Below are 23,651 nucleotides of genomic sequence, written 5' to 3'. Positions count from 1 at the left end.
CAGTATCGGGTCTAAGCAGAAAGGGCAGAGTGCACTTTCTGTTTTCCTGTCCCGCCGCTTAGTGCAGACGGCCGCTGGCATGGGCAAGCATGGTGTAGACCTTGCCGGTGTCCGACGTCAGGTAGGTCTGCGCCATGATGTTGTCGCGGTCGTTGCGCGACACGTCCTTGAGCAGCTTTTCGAAATCGTCGCAGTAACGATCGACAGCAGCGCGGAACTCCGCCTCTGACTGATATTTGCGGCGGATCTCGTCGAACGTCTGCTGGCCCTTCAGCGTGTAAAGTCGGCGCGTGAAGACGTCGCGCTCGCCGCGCCGGTAGCGGTTCCACAACTCGATCGAGGCGTCGTGATCGATGGCGCGTGCGATATCGACCGAGAGCGAGTTCAGCGATTCCACGACATGAAGCGGCGAACGCGCAGCGGGAGCCGGGCGCGGCGCTTCGGCAGGCGCTGCCGGCTTGGCGTCGTCTTCGCGCGATGCACCGGTCAGGAGGTCGCGCACCCAACCGCCCTGCGGCGTGCGGCCGTTGGGGTCGCGCTGGCGCGGCGCTTGGTCTGCCGGACGTTCGAGGTCGAGCGTGCCGCGCAGCGCCGTCTCGCCCGAAGGCGCCTGCGGTGCACGGCGCTGTTCGGGAGCCGGAGCCGGGCGACGTGGCGGTTCGGCGGGGCGTGCGGCAGGCGCTTGCGGCGCCGGACGCAGGTTGCGCTGTTCCGAACTGTCGGCGCTGCGGCCAGATTTCGCAACGATTTCAGAAAGTTCCTTCAGCGCGTTGATCTGCTCTGAAACTGCACGGCGGATAGCCGTGGTTGATTCCTTTGCCTCTTCCGGCATCTCGATGACGCCTTTCTTAAGCTCGGCCCGGGTGAGGTCGAGCTCGCTCTTGATCGAGCCGGCGGTACGCCGCATCTCCTCGGTCGCATCGGCAAAGCGCTTGGTTGCCGAATCGACCACTTCGGAAATCGCGGTACGGATCTTGTCGGCGGATTCCAGCGTCTTGCCCTCGGCGTTCTGCAGCGTCTGGCCGACCAAATTCTCGAACGAGCGCATGACCCTTTCGAGATCTTCCGACTTCTTGACAAGGCCGACGGCGAGGTCCTCCAGCGACGATTGCCTTTCGAGCGTGTGCTCAAGATTGCTCTGGGCCGAGCTCAACAGGTCCGAGGCACTGGAAAGCAACCGGCTGTGCTCGTCGAACTTGGTGGCGATTGAAGCAACCTCGCGTAAGGTCGACGACGACAGCTCGGTGAGCCGCGTCGTGTTCGAATCGACCAGACGCGCCGAACTGGCGAAGGTCTGCGCGGTCTTTTCCGTGGTCGCCGCGAAGCTTTGCGTGCTCCCGGTCAGGCGTTCGTCGACCTGGCCGAGATTGGTCGCCGCCTGCTCGATCAATTGACCGAGCTGCGAGCTGGAGGTGGTCATGCGGCCGATGAGGTCGGCAACGCTGTCGGCAAGCGTCGAGCGCGCGCCTTCGACGGCCGACAGGGTTTCGGCCGTGCGGCTGGCGATGGCGTCGACGAGGGCGGCGTTTTGATTGCGCAGCTTCTCGGTCGCACGTTCGGTGACCTCTTCCATGCTCTTTTGCAGCTCGGAGCCGCCCTGGGCGAAGCGCTCGACCAGAGGCCGCGCCGTCTCGTCCAGGATTTTCGATATTTCTGCCGAACGGGCCGCAAGCATCGTACTGAGCTCGCGAGTATTGGCACCGATGGTCTTTGCAGCGTCATTGGTGCTCTGACCGATATGCTGGCCGACCGCGGTGAAGGTTTCGGCGATGGTGTTGGCACGCGAGACCAGTTGCGCTTCGGCACCCGAGACTTGTTCGTTGAGCTTTTGGCCCATTGTCTCGGCGGAGTAAGCGAGGCGGTTCTCGACGCTGGCGACCTGCTCCTCGACGCGGGCCGCAGTGGCGGCAGCACTCGATGCCAGGCGTTCGTCGGCACCGGCAAGCAGTTGCTCGATTTCACGGGCATGGACTGCGAGTTCATGGCCAGTCTGCCTGGCGCGTTCGGCAACCCGCTGCTCGGTGCTGGTGAAGGCACCGACAATGGTGTCGGCATGTTCGCCGATTGCGGTGCTGCTGTCAGCGATACGGGACACCAGGCGATGATCGGCCTCCTCGAAGATGCGGCCGATCTCGGACGCACGGGCCGAAAGTGCTTCGGAGCCCTCGGCAATGCGCGAAATAAGTTGCTGGTCGGCGGCATCGAAAATGCGGCCGAGATCCGACGCACGTGCCGCGAGCGCTTCGGCGGATTCGCCGATGCGCACGCCCAGCCGCTCGTCGGCTGTTTCGAAATTGCGCAGGATGTCGCCGGCACGTGCCGCCAGCGACTGGGCCGTTTCGATGGCGCGAGAGACCAGCCTGTGGTCCGCCGCGTCGAAGGTGCCGGCAATCTCACTTGCTCTGGCTGCCAGCTGATCGGCCGTTTCCTGGGCACGCGCGAGCAAGCTGTTCGACGTGTCGTCGACGCGGGCAATCAGTGCGCTCGACGTATCCTCGGCGCGGGCGGCGAGGCGACGATCCGCCTCTTCAAAGGTGCGGGCGATGTCCTCCGCCCTGGCGAGCAGGGCGGCCGAGGTCTGCTCGGCGCGCTCGGCGATCTTGCGGTCGGCATCGCTGAATGCCGCGCCCGCCTGCTCATGCAGCGCGCTGGTAACTTCCATGACCTTCTCGCGCAGCGCGCCGGCGACGAAGACCGCGCTTCTTTCGAGCACACTGCGCACATTGTCGACACCCGTCGACAGCGCCCGCTCCATTGTGCTGGCGCGCTCTTCAATGATGCCTGTCTGCCGGCTGAACGCCTGCTCGATCTTTTCTACGTCCGCAGCGATCGCATCAGAGATGTCGGTGCTCCTGGCGGCGATCTGATCGATATGGCCGGACAGCGAACGGTCGACATCCTTGCGCGTCTCGGCGAGCCTGGAGAGATCGTCCTGCAATGCGCGGGTCAGCATGTCGCGGCCCTCGCTCAGCTTGCCGACATGACCGGCGACAATCTCGTCGACCTCGCTGCGGCTCATTGCAAGCCTCTCCAGGTCGGCTTCCAACGCGCGCCTGAGGATGTCGCGGCCTTCCGCCAGTTTCTCGACCTGGCCGGCGACCAGCCCATCGATGCTCGAGCGGCTTTCGGCCAGCTTGGCGAGATCGTCCTCGAGCGCCTTCGACAGGGTCGAGCGGTCCTGGACGAGCTTCTCTGCGTGGGTTGCGACAAGGCTGTTGACGTTGCCGAGATCGGCTTCCAGCGCACGCGAAAACTGCGCGCGATTATCGGTCAATAGCTGCGACTGATCGGCGATGGCGCCCCTGATCGTGTTGAGATCGGCCTCCAAGGCGCGCTTGAGGATATCGCGGCCTTCGGCCAGTTTCTCGACCTGGCCGGAAACCAGTCCGTCGATGCTCGAGCGGCTTTCGGCCAGCTTGGCAAGATCGTCTTCCAAGGCGCGCTTGAGGATGTCGCGACCCTCAGCCAGCTTCTCGACCTGGCCGGCGACCAGCCCGTCGATGCTCGAACGGCTCTCTGCCAGCCTGGCAAGATCGTCCTCGAGCGCTTTCGACAGGGCCGAACGGTCTTCGGCAAGCTTGTTCATATGTTCGGAGACGACGCCCCGCACGGTCTCGAGATCGGTCTCCAGTGCCCGCGACAGCTGACCACGGTCTTCCGCCAGCTTTTCGGACTGGCTGGCGATGACGCCCTTGACGGTGCTCAGATCGGCTTCGAGCGCACGCTTGAGGATGTCGCGGCCCTCTGCCAGCTTTTCGACCTGGCCGGCAACCATCACATCGATGCTCGAGCGGCTTTCTGCCAACTTGGCGAGATCGTCTTCGAGCGCCTTCGAAAGGGTCGAACGGTCTTCGGCGAGCTTGTTCATGTGATCGGAGACAACGCCCCCCACGGCCTGCAGGTCGCTCTCCAGTGCCCGCGACAACTGGCCACGATCTTCCGCCAGCTTTTCGGACTGGCCGGCGATGACGCCCTTGATAGCGTTCAGGTCCGATTCCAGCGCGCGCTTGAGGATGTCGCGGCCTTCGGCCAGCTTCTCGACCTGGCCGGCAACCAGCCCGTCGATGCTCGACCGACTTTCGGCCAGCTTGGCAAGATCGTCTTCAAGCGTCTTCGAAAGCAGGCTGCGATCATCGGCGAGCCTGCCCGAATGATCGGCGATCAGGCTCCTGATGTCGGACAGGTCGTTATCGAGTGACTGGGAAAGCCCGCTGCGGTCTTGCGCCAATTTCGCCGAATGGGCCTCGATGAGGCCATTGATGCCGGCAATGTCGGCTTCCAGCGCACTGGCGAGTATGGCGCGGCCCTCGGCGATCTTTTCGACCTGACCGGCGACGAGGCCGTCGATGCTGGCGCGACTCTCTGCCAGTTTGCCGAGGTCGGCCTCGAGCGCGCGCGAAAGGATGCTGCGGCCTTCGGCGAGCTTGCCGACATGCCCGGCAACCATTTCATCAATTATCGTGCGGGCTTGCACGAGTTTTCCAGAGTCTTCGTTCAAGGCCTGGGCAAGCCTGTTGCGACCCTCTTCAAGGCTTTCGAGATGGCTGCCCAGCGAAGCGTCGATCGCTGCGCGCGATTCATTGACCTTGCGCAGATCCTCTTCAAGGGCGCGCGAGATCAGGCCGCGGCCTTCGGCTAGCTTCTGCACCTGGTTAGCCACCGCTGCGTCGATTTCGGCGCGACCTTCGGCGAACTTCGCCAGATCGGCCTGCATTGCCGCCGCCATCCGGTCGCGGCTTTCGGAAAGCTTGCGGCTGTGGTTCTCGACGGCTTCCTCGATGCCGGCGCGAGCATCGGCAAGCCGCTCGATGTCCGTATCGAACGAACGCGATACGACATGGCGCGCCGCTTCCATGCGCCCGGCGAAATCGCCGGCGCGGGCTTCAAGCATGGTCGAGGTCGATGAAATGATATCGGCCATGTCGGCGCCGATCTGGGTCTTGCCCTGATCGATCATCGCCGACAGCGTCTCCTTGCTATCCTGGAAGGTGTGGGCGATTTCGCGCGCGCGCTCGACCAGCGTCTCGTTGATCTGGCGTGCGCGAGCCTCCAGCGCGGCGTTGAGCTTCTGCGTGCCGGTGTCGAGCGCCTCGGCGCGGGTCTGGAACTCGCTGATCAGCGCCTGGCCACGTTCAGCAAGCGTCCGTTCGATGCCGTTGAGACTGGCTTCGAATTCCGAATTGAGTGTGCGAGCGGCACCGCCGAGCAGCGACACCATGCCGCTCGTGCGGTCGTCGAGCAGGTCGGTCAGTGACCGCGTCAGGCCGTCGGTGGTGTCCGTCAGCTTGGCGATCCGGGTGTCGAGCAGGCTGGCGAAGGCCTCGCCCGACGTCGACAGCCGATCGGTGATCGATTCGAGCCGGCCTTCCACCGAATCGAAGATTGACATCGAGCTTCCGTTGATCCTGTCGATCAGCGTGTCGCCGGATTCGTTGATCGTCATCGACAGCTTGGTCGAGGCGTTGAGAATGCTGTCGCGAATGATATCGCTGGCGGCGTTGATCTCGTCTTTCAGTGTCTCGTGGGCGCCGGTGATCGAGGCGCGCACGCGCTCGGCATGGGTGACGACCGCTTCGCGCTCGCTGCCCAGCCCGTCGACCAGCGAGCGGATGCGGGACTCGTTCTCTGAATAGGAGCGCTCGATCTGGTTCACCTCGCTGTGGACCAGCGTTTCGAGCTCGACGGCACGCGCAAGCGTGCGTTCGATGCCTTCGCCCATGGCTGCCACCTCGCGGCGAACCGCTTGGCCGATCATCATGACGCGATCCTGGGCAAGATTTTCCGGCTCGGCCAGACGGAAGGCCACCTCGGTCATCGACTGCGCGGCAAGGCGCATCTCCTGAGCGCGGCGAATCATCACTGCGAATGCCCAGAACAGGATGACGGGCACGATTGCCGCGACCGCCAGGCCGATCAGCTCGGGACGGGCGAAAAACTGATCGAAGGTGCGGATGTTCCAGATGCCAGGTCCGAACAACAGGTTCGCAAGGCCGCCAGCGCCGGCGATCCAGGCCAGCGAAACGAGAGCCACGACCCAGTAGATCGTGTTCGAGGCGCGCCGATTGAGGGTGTGCAGGAGCGTCTTATAGTCTTTTTGACGATCGTCGTTGGCCGGCGAGAAAGCTGCCGGCTGGGAGCCATTGCGCGTTGCGACAGGACGCAACTCAGCCGGCTTGGTCTTTGGCGCGGGATTTGCGATCTGGCCTTGATTGGCGGCAGGTGCCGCGTTCTGGGTCTGGTCCGGGGCAGGCGCTTCGTTCTGGCTGCGACCTTCGCGCGCCAGCTCGTCGGCGGCTTGCGATATTTGCGCTTCGAGATCTTCCATGGATGCAGCCATGTCGAAGTCGCCGCCGGCATCGCCGCTCAGATCGATATCAAGTGCCTTTTCAAGTTCCCTGGCTACGTCGCTGTCGAGCGTTCTTGTCGTCGTTGGTTTCTTCGCCATGCCTTCGCTACCCTGTACAAGCTGCCGCGGGACCTATGGTTGTGCTTATTGATTCTGCCTAACGTGTCCCGCGCAGGAGGCTGAAAATGGACCTGTCGTATCGTAATGACACAGCCGGGTAAAGAAAACATGCATTCCGCCCGATACGTAAAACTTTAAATATAAGGTTAACACAGCCGTGATTCCGGCGCCGTTATCGCGACATTTTTCCGGGCCAATCATTAACCCGTTGTCCACCGGATACGCCTAGTTTTTGCGGCGGTCGAAGAACGGAGTCTCAAAGTGAAACGTGGCGAAAACGGCATTGCCTTCTCGATGCCCGGCGGCGACGTGTCGGGGACAGCCGGGGCGCGGCCGATCGACCTGGCGCATCTTGCGCGCCAGACGATGGGCGATCGGAGCCTCGAGCAGGAGGTGCTGGCTCTGTTCGTGCAGCAGGCGCTGTCGGTGCGCGACAAGATCGTCGATGCGGATGTCAGGCAGCGGCTGCTATTGGCACACGGGCTCAAAGGCTCGGCGCGCGGGGTCGGCGCCTTCGCCATTGCCGATTGCGCCAGCGCGATCGAATGCCGGCCCGAAGACGCCAGCACGCTGAAGCGGCTTGGCTCGCTGATCGAAGAAGTGCGCGACTTCGTCGCCGCCATCAGCCGATAGCGCTTATTCCCAAAACGCCACACAGCGGCGCTTTGGCGCCGCAGTTGACTTGTCCGGCAGAGTGATTATGTCGGCTCAGACTCCCTTCAGGTGACAAATGACCAAGCTGACCTTCATCGCCCATGACGGCACGCATTTTGACGTGGATGCCGAAAACGGCTCGACCGTCATGGAAAATGCGATCCGCAATGCGGTGCCGGGAATAGAAGCGGAATGCGGCGGCGCCTGCGCCTGCGCGACCTGCCATGTTTATGTCGACGAAGCCTGGACGGCGGAGGTCGGCGAGCCGGAAGCCATGGAAGAGGACATGCTGGATTTCGCCTACGAGGTCCAGCCGAACTCGCGGCTGTCATGCCAGATCAAGGTGCGCGACGCTCTCGACGGGCTGGTCGTGCGCGTGCCGGCCCGCCAGGGCTGAAGCCGATTTTTGCGGCTGCCGCTTGGCAGCGGACCAATGGTCATGCAGTGTCGCGCCGTTTTCCCATAAAGGCGCATGCTTCATGACCGCTATCACCAAGACGGACGTACTCATTGTCGGGGCAGGGCCTGTCGGCCTGTTTGCCGTATTCGAGCTCGGCCTCTTCGACATGAAGTGCCATCTGATCGACATACTCGACCGGCCCGGCGGGCAATGCGCCGAACTCTACCCGGAAAAGCCGATCTACGACATTCCGGGCTGGCCCTCGATCTCGGCGCAAGGCCTGGTCGACAAGCTGCTTGAGCAGATCGCGCCGTTCAAGCCCGAATTCACCTATAGCCGCATGGTTTCGAGCCTGGAAAGGCTGGACGACGGCAGCTTCCGCGTCATTACCGACGAAAACGAGGTGTTCGAAGCCAAAATTGTGGTGATTGCCGCCGGCGGCGGTTCGTTCCAGCCGAAGCGGCCGCCGATTCCAGGCATCGAACCCTATGAAGGCAAGAGCGTGTTCTACTCGGTGCGCCGGATGGAGGACTTTCGCGGCCATGACCTCGTCATCGTCGGCGGCGGCGATTCGGCGCTCGATTGGACGCTGAACCTGCAGCCGGTCGCCAAGAGCGTGACGCTGGTGCACCGGCGGCCCGAATTCCGCGCAGCGCCCGACAGTGTCAACAAGATGTATGCCATGCAGGAGATGAAGCAGCTGGAATTCCAGGTTGGACAGGTGACTGGCCTGACCGGCAGCGACGGCCAGCTAGTCTCGGCCACGATCAAGGGGCCGGAGGGCGATGTCGAAGTGCCGTGCACGCGGATGCTGCCGTTCTTCGGCCTGACGATGAAGCTCGGCCCAATCGCCGAATGGGGGCTCAACCTCCACGAGAACCTGATCCCGGTCGACACCGAAAAATTCCAGACGTCGGTTCCCGGCATCTTCGCCGTCGGCGACATCAACTGGTACCCCGGCAAGCTGAAGCTGATCCTGTCGGGCTTCCACGAGGTCGCCTTGATGGCGCAAGCGGCCAAGCGCATCGTCAGCCCCGGCGAGCGCATCGTTTTTCAGTATACGACCTCGTCGACCAGCCTGCACAAGAAGCTCGGCGTGGTCGACTGAAGCTCGCCGGATTTCGCCGGACAGGTCTATTCGGCCAGGGTTGGGGCCACAGCCTCGGCATGGCCGCGAAGCGTTTTCTCCGGCATCAGCCAGAGCGTGATGAGCGACAACAGCAAGATCGCGGCCGCGGCAAGAAAGATCATCACGAACGGCATGGCCGAGGCGATATGGCCGGCCGGCTGCGTGCCTTCGCTGGCCAGCGGCAGCCCGTAACCAAGGGCGACGGCACCGAGCATAGCGACGCCAAGCGCGCTGCCCAGCGAGCGCAGGAAGGTGAGAACGCCGGTCGCCACGCCAAGGTGCATACGATCGACGGCGTTCTGGACCGAGACGGTGGCAACCGGAAAGGTCGTGCCTGTGCCCAGGCCTACGCAGGTCGTCAACACCTCGACGAGCAACAGTGAGGCATGCCCGGCGACCAGGCTGAGCACGCCGAGGCACAGGATCGAGAAAACAGTTCCGATCATGGCAATGCGTTTATAGTGAAAAAAGCGCGGGATCATTCGCGCGCTGAAGGTCGCACCGGCCACCGTGCCGAGCATCAGCCCAAGCAATGCGGTGCCCGATTGACTGACCGACAGGGCGACGACCGACTGCAGGTAGACCGGCAGATAGACCGACAAGCCGACATTGGCGGCCTGCAGCAGGAACATCGACAATGTGCCGGCGAGAACGATCGGATTGCCGAGGACTTCGAGCGAAATCAGCGGTTCGGCCGCGCGCATGAGCCGCAGCGCGAACGCGCTCCAGAACACCGCCGAGCAGGCGAGCAGTCCAAGGATTTCAGGCGACAGCCACGGATACTCGCTGCCGCCCCAGTTCAAGGCAAGCAGCAGCAGCGAGGTGGCCGCGACCAGAAGCAGCGCGCCGAGGCCGTCGATGCGGTGATGTTTTGCGGCGATCGGCAGCTTCTTGAGCGGGTTGTTGATGATCGCCATGGCCAGCAGGCCGAGCGGAATGTTGATCCAGAAGATCAGCGACCAATGCAGATGTTCGGCGAAGGTGCCGCCGAGCAGCGGCCCGGCGATGCTGGCGACGGCCCATGTGCCCGAGATCCAGGCGGCGTATCGGGCCCGCTCGCGCGGCGGCACGAGGTCGCCGATCACGGTCTGCGTCAGGGCGAACAGGCCACCGCCACCGGCGCCCTGGATCGCCCGGCCGACAACCAGGACCAGCATGTTAGGGGCCGTGGCGCTGACCAGCGAGCCGGCGAGAAAGATCAGGATTGCAGCATAGACGGTCGGCCGGCGACCATAAATATCGGAGATCTTGCCGTAGAGCGGCGCCACGGCGGTCGCGGTCAGAAGATAGCCGGTCACGATCCATGGCAGATATTCGGCATGCCCGAGCAGACGTGCCATCGTCGGCATCGCCGGCGCGACGATGGTCTGGTCGAGCGCCGCCAGCAACATCGACAAAAGCACGCCGCCGATGATGGCGTTTTTCTCGGTTTCGGTCAGCGGCGCGCTGGTTTCCACCATCGTTTGCTTGTCGACAGCCTGGTCCATATCCGTTCATCCATTATGCCTGCGTGCACGTCCGCGACGGGCTGGGAAGCATCTAGTACGCCGATTGGCGTTGCCGGAGGCTGATCCCTGCGAACCTGGCATATGTCGTTCGCTATAGGCCGATTTCGACAGCGGCTCGAAAGTTTTCCGAAGCTGGCACTATGTTTCGGCAAAATTGGCTTTGCCCGACGACGCGGAGTTCAGCCGGGAGAGAGCCGGCCGTTCTCAATGCGCTCGATGCGATAGTGCAAAAGCCGCAGGATGCGGCTTTGGAAATTGGCGCTTTCGACACGATCGAAGCGCATCTGGTCCTGGTCGTGTTTGGCAAGCATGGCCGCAGTGATTTTTGCGGCCTTGGTCTTTGCCAGTTCGCAGGTCTTTTCCGGGTAGCTCGCCTTCAAGGCGTCTTCTAGTTCGCGGCCGTGGTTCTTCGCAATCTCGACGTGGCGTTCCTCATGGCGCTTGATGTCGGCGGACAACGTATCCCAGAACAGCCTGACGCCGGCATCGGCTTTGCGCGGGCGGCGCCACTCAGGAAGGATGACCTTGACCTTGACGGTGACGACAGCGTCGGCAATCCAGCACGAGCCCGGCTTTTGCGCATAGCTGACGCGGGTGGTGAACGCCATCTGGGTAGCTCCCGGATGCCGCGACCCGGTGCTTTTCACCTGAGGCCCGAGTTTCGACAGCTGGGTCTCGATGTCGTCGAGCGTCCTGCCGCCGATCGGGAAATAACTATATGTCTTGACGAGCGTTGCAGCGCCGGCCGGGAATGCGGTCAGGGCGAGCACCAGGGCGCAAAGGAGGGATCGTTTCATCGTGTTGCCTCTTTGCCCACCTTGCTTTACCGCCGTCCTCGGCGCAACGGAATTGATCCCCCGCCACGCCGCGGGATCGAACATGGTTGATGGGCAATGATGACAGGGCGATGGCAGTTGGCGCACGGACGCCATCTCGACCTTGGCGGCAAGGCCGTGGTCGTCGGCATCCTCAACATCACGCCGGACAGTTTTTCCGACGGCGGCCTGTTCGATGCGCCGGAAAAAGCAGTGGCCCAGGCGCGCCGCATGGTCGAGGAGGGGGCCTCTGTCATCGACATCGGCGGAGAATCGACACGTCCCGGGGCGTCTGCGGTCTCCGCAAAGGAGGAACAAACCCGCATACTGCCCGTCATCGAGGCGCTGGTGAAGGCCGGCGGAACGCTGATCTCGGTCGATACCTATCGCGAGGATACGGCCCGGCTTGCCGTCCAAGCCGGCGCGCATATCGTCAATGACGTCTGGGGCCTGCAGCGCGAACCGGGCATTGCCCGCGTCGCGGCCGAAACCGGCGCTGGCCTTGTCGTCATGCACACGGGACGGGACCGGCAGAAACTGCCCGACGTGATTGCCGATCAGCTCTTCTTCCTCAGGAAGTCGCTGGAAATCGCGCGGCGGAGCGGTGTTGCCGACGATCATATCGTGCTCGATCCGGGCTTCGGCTTTGCCAAGGAGACGGCAGCGGAAAATCTTGACCTGATGGCACGGTTTTCCGAACTTCATGCGCTGGGTTTTCCACTGATGGCCGGCACATCGCGAAAGCGCTTTATCGGCACCGTCACCGGCCGCGACGCAGCCGCAAGAGGCGCCGGGACCGCGGCCACCAGCGTCATCCTGAGGCTCAAAGGCGCGCATCTCTTTCGCGTCCACGATGTCGCAATCAACGTGGATGCGCTGGCCATCGCCGATGCTATGCTGGCACGTGAGATCGGGGAAAGCTGAGCCATGTATGTCATCCGCATGAAGAACTGCGCCTTCTTTGCCCGGCACGGTGTGCTGGACGAAGAAGAGACGCTCGGCCAGCGCTTTTATGTCGATGCGGCACTCATGGTGGATCCCGGGCGGGCGCTGGTCGAGGATTCCATCGAGGACACCGTCAATTACGGCATCGCCTTTGCGGTCATCGAGAAGATCATTACCGGCGAACGGCGCTTTCTGATCGAAGCGCTGGCGCTCGAAGTGGCGAGGGCGCTGACGGCGCGGTTTCCGCAGATCAAAAAGGCCGAGATCACCGTGCGCAAGCCGAACGCCCCGGTGCCGGGTGTGCTCGATCATGTCGAGGTGACCGTTGTCTGGCCAGAATAGTAACAACAACACCGTCTATCTCAGCCTTGGCGGCAATCTCGGTGATCCGGCGAAGTCAATGGCTGCGGCACTGGGCATTCTGGATGCCAACGAGAGAACGCGCGTCGTTGCCGTTTCGTCGCTCTACCGCACGCCGCCCTGGGGCAAGCTCGATCAGCCGGATTTCCTCAACGCGGCGGCCGAAATCTCGACCGCGCTCGCGCCACGGGCTTTGCTCGACCTTTGCCTCGACGCCGAGCGAAAACTGAAGCGGGTGCGCGAGGAGCGCTGGGGTCCACGCCTGATCGATATCGACATTCTGGTGTTCGGCGACCGCATCATCCACGAGACCGGACTGGAGGTGCCGCATCCGCGCATGCTGGAGCGCGCCTTCGTGCTGGCGCCGCTGGCAGAAATTGCGCCGGAGCTTGTGGTCGACGGCAAGAGCGTATCGGAGCGGCTGGCCGCCGTCGACACATCGGGCATTGAACGGCTGGCGTCAGGCCGGGATTGGTGGAAAACCTGATGCTGTCGCCATCGGTGCCTGAAATCAGCCGGAGAACCCACCTCCGTCGAGGAACATTTGTTCGTCCGGTGTCGTCTCGCGGCCAAGCATCCTGTTTCGATGCGGAAAGCGGCCGAAGCGCTGGATGATGTCGCGATGCTCGATCGCATATTTCAGATAGATCGGGGCTTTGGCGGCGGTAAGCTCTACCGATTTGAGCTGATCGGCGAGGTCCTCCGAATGCTCATAGGGCAGATAGAGAAAAACGCGGAGCTCTTCGTCGAGTGCCAGGTCATGGCCGGCAGCGATCGCTTTCCCGGCGAAATGCCGCGCCAGCGGGTCCGTGGCGTACATGTGGCCGGTGGCGCGAAAGCAGTTTCGCGGAAACTGGTCGAGCAGGATCATCAGTGCCAGCGACCCTTCGGCGTGTTCGGACCAGCCGTCGCATTCGCGGCGGGCGGCGGCAAAGTGCAGATCGAGAAACCGGGTGCGGAAGTCGGCATCAAAGGCGTCGTTCTTCTCGAACCACGCGTCCTCCCCGGCGTCGCGCCAGAATCTGGTGATGGAGACAGCGCGGTCGTCCAGTTCGTTCATCATTCGCGTCTTTCCAACGTTTAATCGGCCGGTTCGGATTTCTGCAGCACGCCGGCGGTCTCCTCGTTGAGCGCCTGGCCCACGCGCCGTGGCGTGCTGAGCGGCGTCGGGATGGGGGTGCCGATATTGCCTTTGAGGAAGCGCCGCCCGGCGCGGATGCCTTCTGCCTGTTGAAGTTCGAAACGGGCAGCATCGCGGCGGCGGACGTCCTCGACTACCTCGGCGACCTCTTCCGGATCGACGCCGAGAGCTTCCAGTGTCGAGCCGCCGAAGACAAGCGCCGATTCGAACGTCTCGCGGAGCTGATAGTCGACGCCGGCACGAATGAGCTGCAATGCCGTGCCGCGGTCGAAAGCCCGCGCCAGCACCGTCAGCAACGGAAACTCCGCCTTGATGAGCTCGGCGATGCGCACGGCGGCATCGGGCTTGTCAACGCAGATCAGCACGGCGCGTGCGCGCCCGGCTCCCGCGGCACGCAGGATGTCCAGCCGCGTGCCGTCGCCGTAATAGACCTTGAAGCCGAAATCGGCCGCCGCCTGGATCATCTCGACCTCATTGTCGATGATCGACACATCAATCCCGCGCAACAAAAGCGGCTGGCTGGCGATCTGGCCGAACCGGCCAAAGCCGATGATCAGCACGCTGCCGGTCAGGCCTTCGGCGACATCGACGCCTTCAAGCGACTGCTCGTCGCGTGGCGTCAGATACCGCAATGCTATGATCGCTAAGGGCGTCAGCACCATGGAAATGATGACGATGGCGGTCAGCATCGCATTGGCCTGGCTATCGATGATACCGACAGCCGCCGCTGCGGAATAGAGGACGAAGGCGAATTCGCCGCCTTGCGCCATGAAGACCGCGCGCTCGAGCGCTTCCCGGTGGCCGGTTTTGAGAATGCGGGCGACGATATAGATGCCGATCGCCTTCATCATCATGTAGGCGACGACATAGATGGCAATGAGCTGCCAGTTGACGACGACCACATGCAGGTCGAGCGACATGCCGACGGCGAGGAAGAACAGTCCGAGCAGAATGCCACGGAACGGTTCGATGTCCGCCTCCAGCTGATGGCGGAAGGTCGATTCCGACAAAAGCACGCCGGCCAGGAAGGCGCCCATCGCCATGGACAGGCCGGAAAGCTGCATGGCGAGCGCCGACCCGAGCACGACCAGAAGGGCGGCTGCGGTCATCACCTCACGGGCGCGCGCATCCGCCAGGATACGGAAGAACGGATTGAGCAGATAGCGTCCTGCAAGCACCAGCCCGACGATCGCGGCAAGGCCGATGCCGACCTCCGTCAACCGATCCGACAGACTCATGTCGGCGCCGCCCGGCGCGAGGAAGGCGATCAGCGCCAGCAGCGGCACGATGGCCAGGTCTTCCAAAAGCAGGACCGAGACGATGCGCTGGCCCTTGGGCGTGGCCAGGTCGCCGCGTTCTTCCAGCAATTGCATGACGATTGCCGTCGAGGTGAGTACGAAACCGGCGCCGGCGACGAAGGATTGCGCGATCGGGAAACCTCCCGCCAGGCCGACGCCGGTCAGCAGGACCGCGCAGACGCCGACCTGCAGCGCGCCAAGCCCGAAAATCTCGCGGCGCATGCCCCATAGCCGTGACGGCTGCATCTCCAGCCCGATAATGAACAGGAACATGACGACGCCGAGTTCGGCGACATGAAGAATGGCTTCCGATTCGGAAAAAATGCGCAGCCCGAACGGACCGATCACGACGCCGGCCGTCAAATAGCCGAGGATGGAGCCAAGTCCGATACGCCTGAAGATCGGCACCGCAACGACGCCGGCGGCAAGCAGCGCCACCACCTGGATCAGATCGCCGTTCGATGCCTCTGCCGCCATGCCTGCCGTTCCGCTCTCTTGCAACAAGCGGCCAAGATAGGGGCTTCGGGGCGGATCGAACAGTGCGAATCCGGCGCGTTGTGAAGGCGATATTGCAGGCGCACTGAACAGGATAATGGGCTCCCGCGCGTTGCTTGTTCCAGCAATCCGGCGCTAAGGACCCGGCTTCGGCCAGTGAAGGGCGAGCGACGATCAAGTCGCGGCCCTTTCAGGCGGTGACAACCAAGTATCAGGGCGGCACGACAGCAGCCCAGGCCTGCAAGGCCTATGACGAGGTGATTGCCGCGATCAAAGGCTGAGCATTTATTTGCAAATCAAAAGAGGGCGGCGCCGTTTGGCCGCCGCCCTTCTCACGCTGAAAGTCAGTTCGGAGTTATGGAGCCGACCTCGACTGCATCGATCCGCTTCAGCTTCATGCCGATGACCGGGACCAGCTGCTGGTCGACGCGCACGGCAACGGTCACTGTCATCGAATTGTCGTCGGGGACAAGCGCCTGCATCACGCCGCGCAACTGATTGCGATTGATGGTGAAAACCACCTTGTGCGCATCGACGACATTGCCGCCGATAATGTCGAGGCCGGAGCCGGCGGCCCCGCCCATAAAGCTGCCCTTGTAGCCCTGCCGGCCCTTGTGTTCGATCGTTGCCGACATCTGCTGGGTGAACATGCCTACCCGACAGCCGCCGTCGAGCGACATGCCGACCTTGCCGTCAGGCGTCGAGCCGATGAAGCTGCAGGTGAATTTCGTGCCCTTGTATTTGCCGGCAACGATTTCCCCGGGGCCGACCCATTTGCCTTCGACCGACCGAAAGAACTGCTTGTCCGGTTCCGCCGCCGAGGTCTTTCCGGCAATGCCGACGGTTGCGACAAGCGCGAGCGCCACGGGCAGCCCGCTGGACAGAATAACGCTTTTCATCGACGACACCCGGCAACAAAGAGACTGGTTTGGACGCTTCCGACCATGGACAAGATTGGTTAATGCTTTGTCACCCCAAGGCAATAGTCACGTTCCGGAAGCGGATGTTTCTTTTTCTTTCTTTGCTGCAAAGGAGGTCAGCGCGGAGAGGAAATCGCCCAATCCGGGCCGCCTGACCGCGTAAAAGGGCAGGGGCCTTGCGGTTTCCATCGCTGCAATGCCGATGCGCGCAGTCATCATGCCGTTGACGACGCCTTCGCCGAGCTTGGCCGAGAGCCGGGCGGCAAGGCCGTGGCCGACGATCTGCTGGACGAAACTGTCGCCGACGGCGATCGACCCGGTGACCGCGAGATGGGCCAGAACGCTGCGCGCCAGGCGAAAAAAGCCAAGCGTGCCGGGGCGGCCGCCATAAAGCTCCGACAGCCGGCGAATCAACCGGCCGGCTTCGAACACGACATAAGCGACGTCGACCAGCGCGCGGGGGCTGACCGCGGTCACCAGGGAGACGCGCTTCGCCGCTTCGAGGATCATCACCCTGGCGCGGGCATCGAGCGGGCCGAGTATCTCGGTCTCGGCCAGCCGCACCAGATTGCCGCCGTCAATGATCTCGCCGCGCAATTCGGCCAGCGAGCGCCTGCCGGCCGCGGTTTCAGGCTTGGCCGAGACAAAGACCGACAACTCGTCGGCCACGGCGCGGGCGGCCTTCGGATCGTCGCGGGCAATCGCATCGAGCGCCCGCTTCTGCAACTTTTCGACCTCGGCAAGGCGGGCAATCGCCATGAATTCGCGCACGAGGATGATCAGAAGCGCCAGGATGGCGATCGCGGCCATAGCGGCAGCCAGCCAGCCCAGCCACTCGGCGCGCTCGAACAGGTCGCGAATCAGCTGGTCGGTCCAGAGGCCGACGGCGAGCGAAACCAGAACGCCCAGCGCGCCGAAGAACAGGCTGCCAAGCAGCGAACGTTTTCGCGGCGCAATCGCCGGCGGCGGTTCGGCGGCGACGATATCAGGCTCGTCGAAGACGTCGATCTCCGCCGGTGTGACCACGGCAAGATCCGCCGTCACGGTACGCGGCTTTCGCGCCGGCGCGGCCCCGGACGCAGCATGGTGAGCCGTCGAATCTTCCTTCTGCTGGGGCTCCGGCTCTATGCGAAAGGCCGCCGGTCTGCGGGGCGCACTCATGCGAGATGATCTCCGATCAGGAACTGCAGCGCGCGGTCGAGCCTGATATGTGGCAGCGACAGCGTCACGCCCTCGGCGGTGCGCTCGAGTTTCGGCGGGCGAAAGCGCACGAAGCGGATCGCGGGGTCGTCATTGTTCTGCCGGCGGGTCGATTCGGAAACATCGAACACCGCATCAACTTTCTCCGGCAAATCACCGGGAAATATGGCTGTTTCGGTCTTTCCGTCAAAGGTTTCGCCATCGATGTTTTCGCCGCGCAATGGCATGCCGATAATGACCGGCAAAGTCTCGCGGCCCTGCTTGACCGTGCCTTCCCGGGTCGCGCGCATGGCAGCCATAGCGACGACGTTGACGTCGGCGCCGGTGAAATTCGCCCGCGCCACGGCTCGGTCGGCTAGCCGCCGCACGATCGCCTGCAGCCGGTCGTGGCTTTCGTGGTGCAGATGGTCGGCCTTGGTCGCGGCCACCAATATACGGTCGATACGCCTCGAAAACAGGTCGGTCAGGAAATTGCCCCGGCCGGGCCGGAAACAGGACAGGATTTCGGTGACCGCGCGCTCTAGATCGGCCATCGCACCGGGGCCGGCATTCAATGCCTGCAATGCGTCGATCAGCACGATCTGGCGGTCGAGACGCGTGATGTGTTCGCGAAAAAACGGTTTGACGACATGCGTCTTGTAAGCCTCGTAGCGCCGCTCCATCATAGCCTGCAGCGATCCCGAGCGGGCGCGCCGGCCGCCCAGATTCGGCAGCGGCGCGAAGGTGAGAGCGGGCGAGCCTTCAAGATCGCCGGGCATCAGGAAGCGGCCGGGCGGCAAGGTCGAAAGCGCCCGCTCGTCGAGTTTACAGGCCTTGAGATAGGCCGCGAAGCTCTCAGCGAGACGGCGCGCCGTCATCTCGTCGGCCTCGGCGTTGGGGTCGACCGGATCGGAGAGCGCCCGCCATTCCCGCGAAAGGTCGACACGCACCGCCAACACGGCCATCTCGAAGGCCTCACGCGAAAAATCGGCGTAGGACTTGCCGAGCAGCGGCAGGTCGAGCAGCCATTCGCCGGGATAATCGACGATGTCGACCGACAATTTGCCGGCGGAAAACATGCGGCTCCAGCCAGAGGCCGATTCGTATTCGATGGTGAGCCTCAGTTCGGAAATCGCACGCGTCGAATCCGGCCAGACGCGATCGTCGACAAGAGCTGCGATGTGATCCTCGTACTGGAAGCGTGGGACCGCGTCGTCCGGCTGCTCTTCGAGAAAAGCCCGGGCGATGCGCCCCGATTTTTGTGCCTCAAACAGCGGCAAGCGTCCGCCATGGACGAGATTGTGCACAAGGGCCGAGATGAACACCGTCTTGCCGGCGCGGGACAGCCCGGTCACGCCAAGACGCAGTGACGGAGCGAAAAGCCCGGCAGCGCGGCCTGACAACGTATCCAAGGCAATCTTCGCCTCGTCGGTAAAAGTCGTCAGCGCTGATGGCAAATCTGTTCTCGCGGGCCGGTCAGGATCCGATATAGGCTTTGATGCGCGGCTTTGAAATGGCCTCAGATATCGGCAGGCGTCAGGAAGGCTTCGAGATAGCCGGTGCCTGGCGCAGCCTCGGCAAGTCTGCCGTTGAACCGGACCACCGCAAGTGCGGAGGTCGGGAAGCCGTGGTTCAGCATGGCCCGCGCGGTCTCGTCGCCGTCGCCCGAGAGCGCCATGGCGAGATCCTCAATCATCGGATTGTGGCCGATGACGAGCAAGGCATCCAGCCCGCCATTCTGCCGGATGGCAGTGAGGTACGCGGCGGCATCGTCGCTGTAGAGGGTGTCACAGAACAGCACCCGGCCCGTGTCCGTGTGGCCAGCCAGGCTTTCCAGCGTCTGACGGGCGCGCTTGGCGCTTGAGCAAAGGGTGAGGGCCGGTGCGTATTTGCGGGAACGCATCAGGACGCCCATCGCTTCGGCATCGGCGAAGCCGGATGGATCGAGCGGGCGGTCGAAGTCAGCCACGCCAGGCAGCGCCCAGCCGGCCTTCGCATGCCTCAGCAGGTACAGTCTGGTCACCGGATCCCCGTTGTGCCGGGCACCGAACCCGTCAGCACGCCGCAGGATTTGCCATCAGAAGAGCTCCGTGCGCAATGGCAAGCGCCCCTCAAGCATAGCGAATCATGTACGGATTCGGTCGTATTCTTCGCAAAAAGGGCATCGCCGATGCCGTTTTGTCCGAGACTAACAATTGCGTGAAACTGTCGTCGATTGACCTTGTGCAGCTTTCGGTCCGCGAATATATAGGCGCCAAATTTGGGGTTTGTTGGGTGAGTCGAATGAACGACATCGTTACCGCCGATTACGTACCCTCCGAAGACGAGCCGTTCATGAACGAGCGGCAGAAATCCTACTTTCGCATGAAGCTCGTCACCTGGAAGAACGACATCTTGCGCGAAGCGCGCGAAACTCTCGAAATCCTGCAGCAGGAAAACGCCAACCACCCCGACCTCGCCGATCGCGCCTCCTCAGAAACCGACCGCGCCATCGAACTTCGCGCCCGCGATCGCCAGCGAAAACTCATCTCCAAGATCGATTCGGCCCTCCAGCGCCTTGACGAAGGCACTTACGGTTATTGCGAGGAGACGGGCGAGCCGATCGCGCTGAAGCGGCTCGACGCGCGCCCGATCGCCACCTTGTCGATCGAGGCACAGGAGCGCCATGAGCGGCGCGAGAAGGTCTACCGCGACGACTGAATCGCCGGGAAAAACAGCGGCATCGGTAAAGCGTTCACAATGGCCGGTTTTCCGGCCATTTTCATTGGCCGTTCGCTATCGGCCTATCTTTTCTGATTGGACAACTCGCCGAGGAGCTTCGTCATCTCGTCGTCGAGAGAGGGTGATGCCTTCGCCACCGGCTTGCTCGGCGTTTGGCTGAAGCGTGGCTCGTCGAGGGAAACCTCCAGCTCCTTCATCAGCGCATCGTCAATCGACTCGTGCTGTGCCGGCGGCTCGTATCTTGCCGGGGAGTCCTGTCTTGCCGGCGGCTGCGCATGCCGCGAGGCACTGGCGTTGACGGATCCATAACTTGGCAACGGCGTGACGTTCGATGCCGGTTTCGGCGCCGGCGCCGGCATTGTTGCCGGCATCGTCGCCGTCTGGCGGGCTCGGACAGGGGTCGCGGTTACGCTTGCCGGCTGCGGTGGCGCTTGCCTCACCGGCGCGGCTGTGGTCGAAGCAGACCTTGCTGCCGGCTGGTGGCCGTTGTCTCCGGTCAATGCCGGGCGCCGCAACGCCGAGAGCCTGATGTCGCGCTCGACGACGACGTCGGTCGGACCACCGATCAAGAGCAGGTGCTCGATATCGTCACGGCGCACCAGCACCAGCCGCCGGTGACTGTCGACCGCTGTGGCATCCATGACAGCCAGCCGCGTCTTGCGGTTCCTGCCGCCGGCGACGAATGTCCCGAACGTCAGGCTGCGGATCAGCCTGATGATAAGAAGAATGATGAGCAGAAGGACAAGTACTGCAAACGTCCATAGGATTGCTGCGGCATAACCAGGACCCGCCACGCCATCCAGCCATTGCAGCATTGGTTCCCCCAAAATCAGCTTTCGAAGAGAAGCGACACTAGACTGTTGCGGCAGGCCACCGCAAGTTGCCTTTCACGCTTCGTGAACAGCTTGAAACGCCGGGAGCCGAACGGCGTCATTTTTAGCGGACATCTGCAGCCGGGCCTTTTCCCAACCCTGAGAATATGATTCAACCGACACCGGAATTCACGAGCAGGGGGCACATGGCCAAGGAAGCGCGCGGCGATTTCTATCCGGTACCTATCGTCGACCAGAACACGCGACCGGGAGCGGTCACCCGGCTCATCGTCTTCATCGTCGTCCTGACTGGGGCAGCGATCGTCTTCGGCCTTTTCCGCGAGCGCCTTGGCGATCCATTCCTGCTTGGCATGCTTGGCGTGCTGGCGATGATCGGCGTCGGCTTTCTATTCGCCACTGCGATCGGCTTCGTGCACATCACGCCGCGCTCGACAAGCGACGAACTGTCGAAAGCTTTCGTCGATTCGATGTCGCAAGGTCTCCTGGTCACCGACACCAAAGGCCGTATCATCTACGCCAACCGGACCTATGCCGATATGACGGGTGCCGAGTCGGCCGCCGACCTCAAGACCGTCGAAGGTTTGCTTTCAGACGCTCCCGAGGCCTCGGTGACCATATACCGGCTGGCGTCAGGCCTGCGGGACGGCCAGCCGGGCGACGGCGAGTTTCGGCTCGCGCAGTCCATTCGGCCAGGCGCCGAACCGGGCGCGCGCTGGTACCGCGTTCGGGCACGCGCCTTCAGCGTTCCCGGCCAGCGGCTGCCCATGCTTGCCTGGCAGCTTGCCGATATCTCGCGGGAACGGGCCGAGCAGGAGCGGTTCTTTCTCGACCTCCAAAAGGCGATCGATCACCTCGACCATGCGCCGGCCGGTTTCTTTTCGGCCGACCAGGAAGGCCGCGTGACCTATATCAACGCGACTCTTGCGGAGTGGCTGGGCATCGACCTGGCCAGCTTCACTCCCGGCGCCATCACGCTGCCGGAGATCGTCGCCGGGGACGGCATGGCGCTGGTCCGTTCGGTCAAGGCCGACGCTGGTACCACGCGCAATGCCGTTATCGACCTCGATCTGACGACGATGACCGGCGAGGCGCTGCCGGTGCGCTTCATGCATCGTGTCTCGGCCAGCCGAGAGGGTCTCAACGGCCCGACTCGCACCATCGTGCTCAACCGGACGCAAGGCGAGGACGCTTCGGCCGACCTCCGCGCATCGGAAATACGCTTCACGCGGTTCTTCAACTCGACGCCGATGGCGATAGCCGGCGTCGACCATGCCGGCCGCATCCTGCGCACCAATGCGCCATTCCTGTCGCTGTTTTCCTCGGTCGTCGACCGCGACGCGGTCGATCGGCGTGTGCGGCTGGATACGGTGATCCACGAGCGCGACCGGCCGGCTTTCGCCGCGGCCTTTGAAAAGGCACGCCAGCAACAGGCTGACATCGAGCCGATCGATACGGTGCTGCCCGGCAATGAGGAGCGCCACATACGCTTCTACGTCAACGCGGTCGCAGACGGTACCGGTGGCGAGGGCGCCGAGGAATCGGCCATCGTCTATGCCGTGGAGACTACTGAGCAAAAGGCCCTCGAGGGCCAGATGGCGCAGAGCCAGAAGATGCAGGCGGTCGGCCAACTCGCCGGCGGCATCGCGCATGATTTCAACAATGTGCTGACCGCCATCATCATGGCCTCGGACCTGCTGTTGACCAACCACCGGCCGTCCGATCCGTCATTCCCGGACATCATGAACATCAAGCAGAATGCCAACCGGGCGGCCTCGCTGGTGCGGCAGTTGCTGGCCTTCTCGCGCAAGCAGACGCTGCGGCCGGAGGTGCTCAACCTGACCGACGTGCTCGCCGATCTCAGAATGCTGCTTGCCCGGCTGGTCGGCAACGATATCAAGCTCAAGATCGACCATGGCCGCGACCTGTGGCCGGTCAGGGTCGATATCGGGCAGTTCGAGCAAGTGGTGGTCAATCTTGTGGTCAATGCGCGCGATGCGATGCCGGCCGGCGGCGACCTCACGGTGCGCACCCGCAATGTCAGCGCCGGGGAATGCAAGACCTTTTCCTACCGCGAACTTACTCCCGCCGACTATGTGCTGGTCGAGGTCGAGGACAGCGGCAGCGGCATCGCGCCTGATGTGCTGAAAAAGATCTTCGAGCCCTTCTTCACGACAAAGGAGGTTGGCAAGGGAACCGGACTCGGCCTGTCCATGGTCTATGGCATCATCAAGCAGACAGGCGGCTTCATCTTCTGCGATTCCGAAGTCGGCAAGGGATCCGTGTTCCGCATCTTCCTGCCGCGGCACATTGCGGAGGCAAGGAAGGCGGGCGAGGCTGGAGAAGTGCCGGCCGCTCCTGCCAAGATCGCCGACTCAGCCAAGGATCTGTCGGGCTCGGCCACGGTGCTGCTGGTCGAGGACGAGGACGCCGTGCGCATGGGCGGCATGCGGGCGCTGAAATCGCGCGGCTACACCGTCCACGAGGCGTCGTCGGGCGTCGAGGCGCTTGAAGTCTACGAAGCGCTCGGCGGCAAGGTCGACGTCGTGGTGTCGGACGTGGTGATGCCGGAAATGGATGGTCCGACGCTGCTTGGCGAATTGCGCAAACGGCAACCCGACATCAAGTTTATCTTCGTGTCCGGCTATGCCGAAGACGCGTTCGCCAAGAACTTGCCGGCCGACGCGCATTTCGGCTTCTTGCCGAAGCCGTTTTCGCTCAAGCAATTGGCCACGATCGTAAAGGACATGCTGGAATCCTGACCCTTCCAACGCTCCGCTTGCGCAATGT

19 protein-coding genes are annotated in these 23,651 nt (G+C 63.1%); 9 read left to right on the top strand and 10 right to left on the bottom strand.

What is annotated here, in order from left to right; genetic code table 11:
- Positions 1–58: 58 nt before the first annotated feature.
- On the bottom strand, positions 59–6,445 hold the full coding sequence (locus NKH33_RS20855; protein WP_352921236.1) for an apolipoprotein A-IV repeat region-like domain-containing protein: 6,387 nt from the start codon (positions 6,443–6,445) through the stop codon (positions 59–61).
- A gap of 315 nt (positions 6,446–6,760) precedes the next feature.
- Here NKH33_RS20855 and NKH33_RS20850 point away from each other — a divergent pair, with 315 nt between their 5' ends.
- The 3 genes from NKH33_RS20850 to NKH33_RS20840 all read left to right on the top strand — a co-directional run bounded on the left by NKH33_RS20850 (position 6,761) and on the right by NKH33_RS20840 (position 8,628).
- A complete protein-coding gene (locus NKH33_RS20850) occupies positions 6,761–7,099 on the top strand; it encodes an Hpt domain-containing protein (RefSeq protein ID WP_352921244.1) in 339 nt (112 codons plus the stop codon).
- 97 nt (positions 7,100–7,196) lie between these two features.
- On the top strand, positions 7,197–7,517 hold the full coding sequence (locus tag NKH33_RS20845; RefSeq protein ID WP_023674833.1) for a 2Fe-2S iron-sulfur cluster-binding protein: 321 nt from the start codon (positions 7,197–7,199) through the stop codon (positions 7,515–7,517).
- A gap of 82 nt (positions 7,518–7,599) precedes the next feature.
- Positions 7,600–8,628, top strand: coding sequence for an NAD(P)/FAD-dependent oxidoreductase (locus NKH33_RS20840; protein ID WP_352613789.1), 1,029 nt, complete (start codon positions 7,600–7,602; stop codon positions 8,626–8,628).
- Positions 8,629–8,654: 26 nt separating this feature from the next.
- Here the strand turns inward: NKH33_RS20840 and NKH33_RS20835 are convergent, their stop codons facing one another.
- Positions 8,655–10,136, bottom strand: coding sequence for an MDR family MFS transporter (locus NKH33_RS20835; RefSeq protein ID WP_352613788.1), 1,482 nt, complete (start codon positions 10,134–10,136; stop codon positions 8,655–8,657).
- Between the two features lie 200 nt (positions 10,137–10,336).
- Complete coding sequence (locus NKH33_RS20830; protein ID WP_352766681.1) at positions 10,337–10,954, bottom strand: DUF922 domain-containing Zn-dependent protease; 618 nt, start codon at positions 10,952–10,954, stop codon at positions 10,337–10,339.
- Between the two features lie 96 nt (positions 10,955–11,050).
- Here NKH33_RS20830 and folP point away from each other — a divergent pair, with 96 nt between their 5' ends.
- The 3 genes from folP to folK are packed head-to-tail and all read left to right on the top strand — an operon-like array spanning position 11,051 to position 12,764.
- A complete protein-coding gene (gene folP, locus NKH33_RS20825; RefSeq protein WP_352540612.1) occupies positions 11,051–11,896 on the top strand; it encodes a dihydropteroate synthase in 846 nt (281 codons plus the stop codon).
- A gap of 3 nt (positions 11,897–11,899) precedes the next feature.
- Positions 11,900–12,259 (top strand): dihydroneopterin aldolase, encoded by a 360-nt coding sequence (folB, locus tag NKH33_RS20820; protein ID WP_352471721.1) that lies wholly within the window; start codon positions 11,900–11,902, stop codon positions 12,257–12,259.
- On the top strand, positions 12,243–12,764 hold the full coding sequence (gene folK / locus NKH33_RS20815; protein ID WP_352921233.1) for a 2-amino-4-hydroxy-6-hydroxymethyldihydropteridine diphosphokinase: 522 nt from the start codon (positions 12,243–12,245) through the stop codon (positions 12,762–12,764). The genes folB and folK overlap by 17 nt, the downstream gene beginning before the upstream one ends.
- Positions 12,765–12,788: 24 nt before the next feature.
- Here folK and NKH33_RS20810 read toward each other — a convergent pair whose 3' ends face one another.
- Positions 12,789–13,337 carry a DUF924 family protein gene (locus NKH33_RS20810; protein WP_352471797.1) on the bottom strand — a complete coding sequence of 183 codons (549 nt, stop codon included), beginning with the start codon at positions 13,335–13,337 and terminating at the stop codon, positions 12,789–12,791.
- 20 nt (positions 13,338–13,357) lie between these two features.
- Positions 13,358–15,193, bottom strand: coding sequence for a monovalent cation:proton antiporter-2 (CPA2) family protein (locus NKH33_RS20805; protein ID WP_352682898.1), 1,836 nt, complete (start codon positions 15,191–15,193; stop codon positions 13,358–13,360).
- 134 nt (positions 15,194–15,327) lie between these two features.
- On the opposite strand from NKH33_RS20805, the gene NKH33_RS20800 reads away from it, so the two are divergent.
- Entirely contained in the window at positions 15,328–15,492 is a 165-nt protein-coding gene (locus NKH33_RS20800) for a hypothetical protein (protein ID WP_352921231.1), read from the top strand.
- A gap of 63 nt (positions 15,493–15,555) precedes the next feature.
- On the opposite strand, the gene NKH33_RS20795 is transcribed toward NKH33_RS20800, so the two are convergent.
- The 4 genes from NKH33_RS20795 to NKH33_RS20780 all read right to left on the bottom strand — a co-directional run bounded on the left by NKH33_RS20795 (position 15,556) and on the right by NKH33_RS20780 (position 19,333).
- A complete protein-coding gene (locus NKH33_RS20795) occupies positions 15,556–16,110 on the bottom strand; it encodes a hypothetical protein (RefSeq protein ID WP_023674843.1) in 555 nt (184 codons plus the stop codon).
- An 87-nt stretch (positions 16,111–16,197) separates the two neighbouring features.
- The gene (locus NKH33_RS20790; RefSeq protein ID WP_352770349.1) at positions 16,198–17,292 is read right to left on the bottom strand and encodes a YcjF family protein; all 1,095 of its coding nucleotides are present in this window, start codon (positions 17,290–17,292) and stop codon (positions 16,198–16,200) included.
- Positions 17,289–18,767 carry a YcjX family GTP-binding protein gene (locus NKH33_RS20785; RefSeq protein ID WP_352921228.1) on the bottom strand — a complete coding sequence of 493 codons (1,479 nt, stop codon included), beginning with the start codon at positions 18,765–18,767 and terminating at the stop codon, positions 17,289–17,291. The genes NKH33_RS20790 and NKH33_RS20785 overlap by 4 nt, the downstream gene beginning before the upstream one ends.
- Before the next feature lie 62 nt (positions 18,768–18,829).
- Positions 18,830–19,333: a SixA phosphatase family protein gene (locus NKH33_RS20780; protein WP_352471715.1), complete on the bottom strand. Its 504-nt coding sequence runs from the start codon at positions 19,331–19,333 to the stop codon at positions 18,830–18,832.
- 260 nt (positions 19,334–19,593) lie between these two features.
- Between NKH33_RS20780 and dksA the strand changes: the two genes are divergently transcribed.
- Complete coding sequence (gene dksA, locus NKH33_RS20775) at positions 19,594–20,010, top strand: RNA polymerase-binding protein DksA (protein WP_023674847.1); 417 nt, start codon at positions 19,594–19,596, stop codon at positions 20,008–20,010.
- A gap of 83 nt (positions 20,011–20,093) precedes the next feature.
- Here dksA and NKH33_RS20770 read toward each other — a convergent pair whose 3' ends face one another.
- The gene (locus NKH33_RS20770; RefSeq protein ID WP_352502494.1) at positions 20,094–20,846 is read right to left on the bottom strand and encodes a hypothetical protein; all 753 of its coding nucleotides are present in this window, start codon (positions 20,844–20,846) and stop codon (positions 20,094–20,096) included.
- 203 nt (positions 20,847–21,049) lie between these two features.
- Here NKH33_RS20770 and cckA point away from each other — a divergent pair, with 203 nt between their 5' ends.
- Positions 21,050–23,623, top strand: coding sequence for a cell cycle histidine kinase CckA (gene cckA / locus NKH33_RS20765; protein WP_352921226.1), 2,574 nt, complete (start codon positions 21,050–21,052; stop codon positions 23,621–23,623).
- Positions 23,624–23,651 lie beyond the last annotated feature (28 nt).

This window comes from Mesorhizobium sp. M1182 (assembly GCF_040318335.1).
GTDB lineage: Bacteria > Pseudomonadota > Alphaproteobacteria > Rhizobiales > Rhizobiaceae > Mesorhizobium.
Note: the sequence above shows the minus strand (reverse complement) of the source record. Positions and strands in the feature narration are given on the sequence as shown.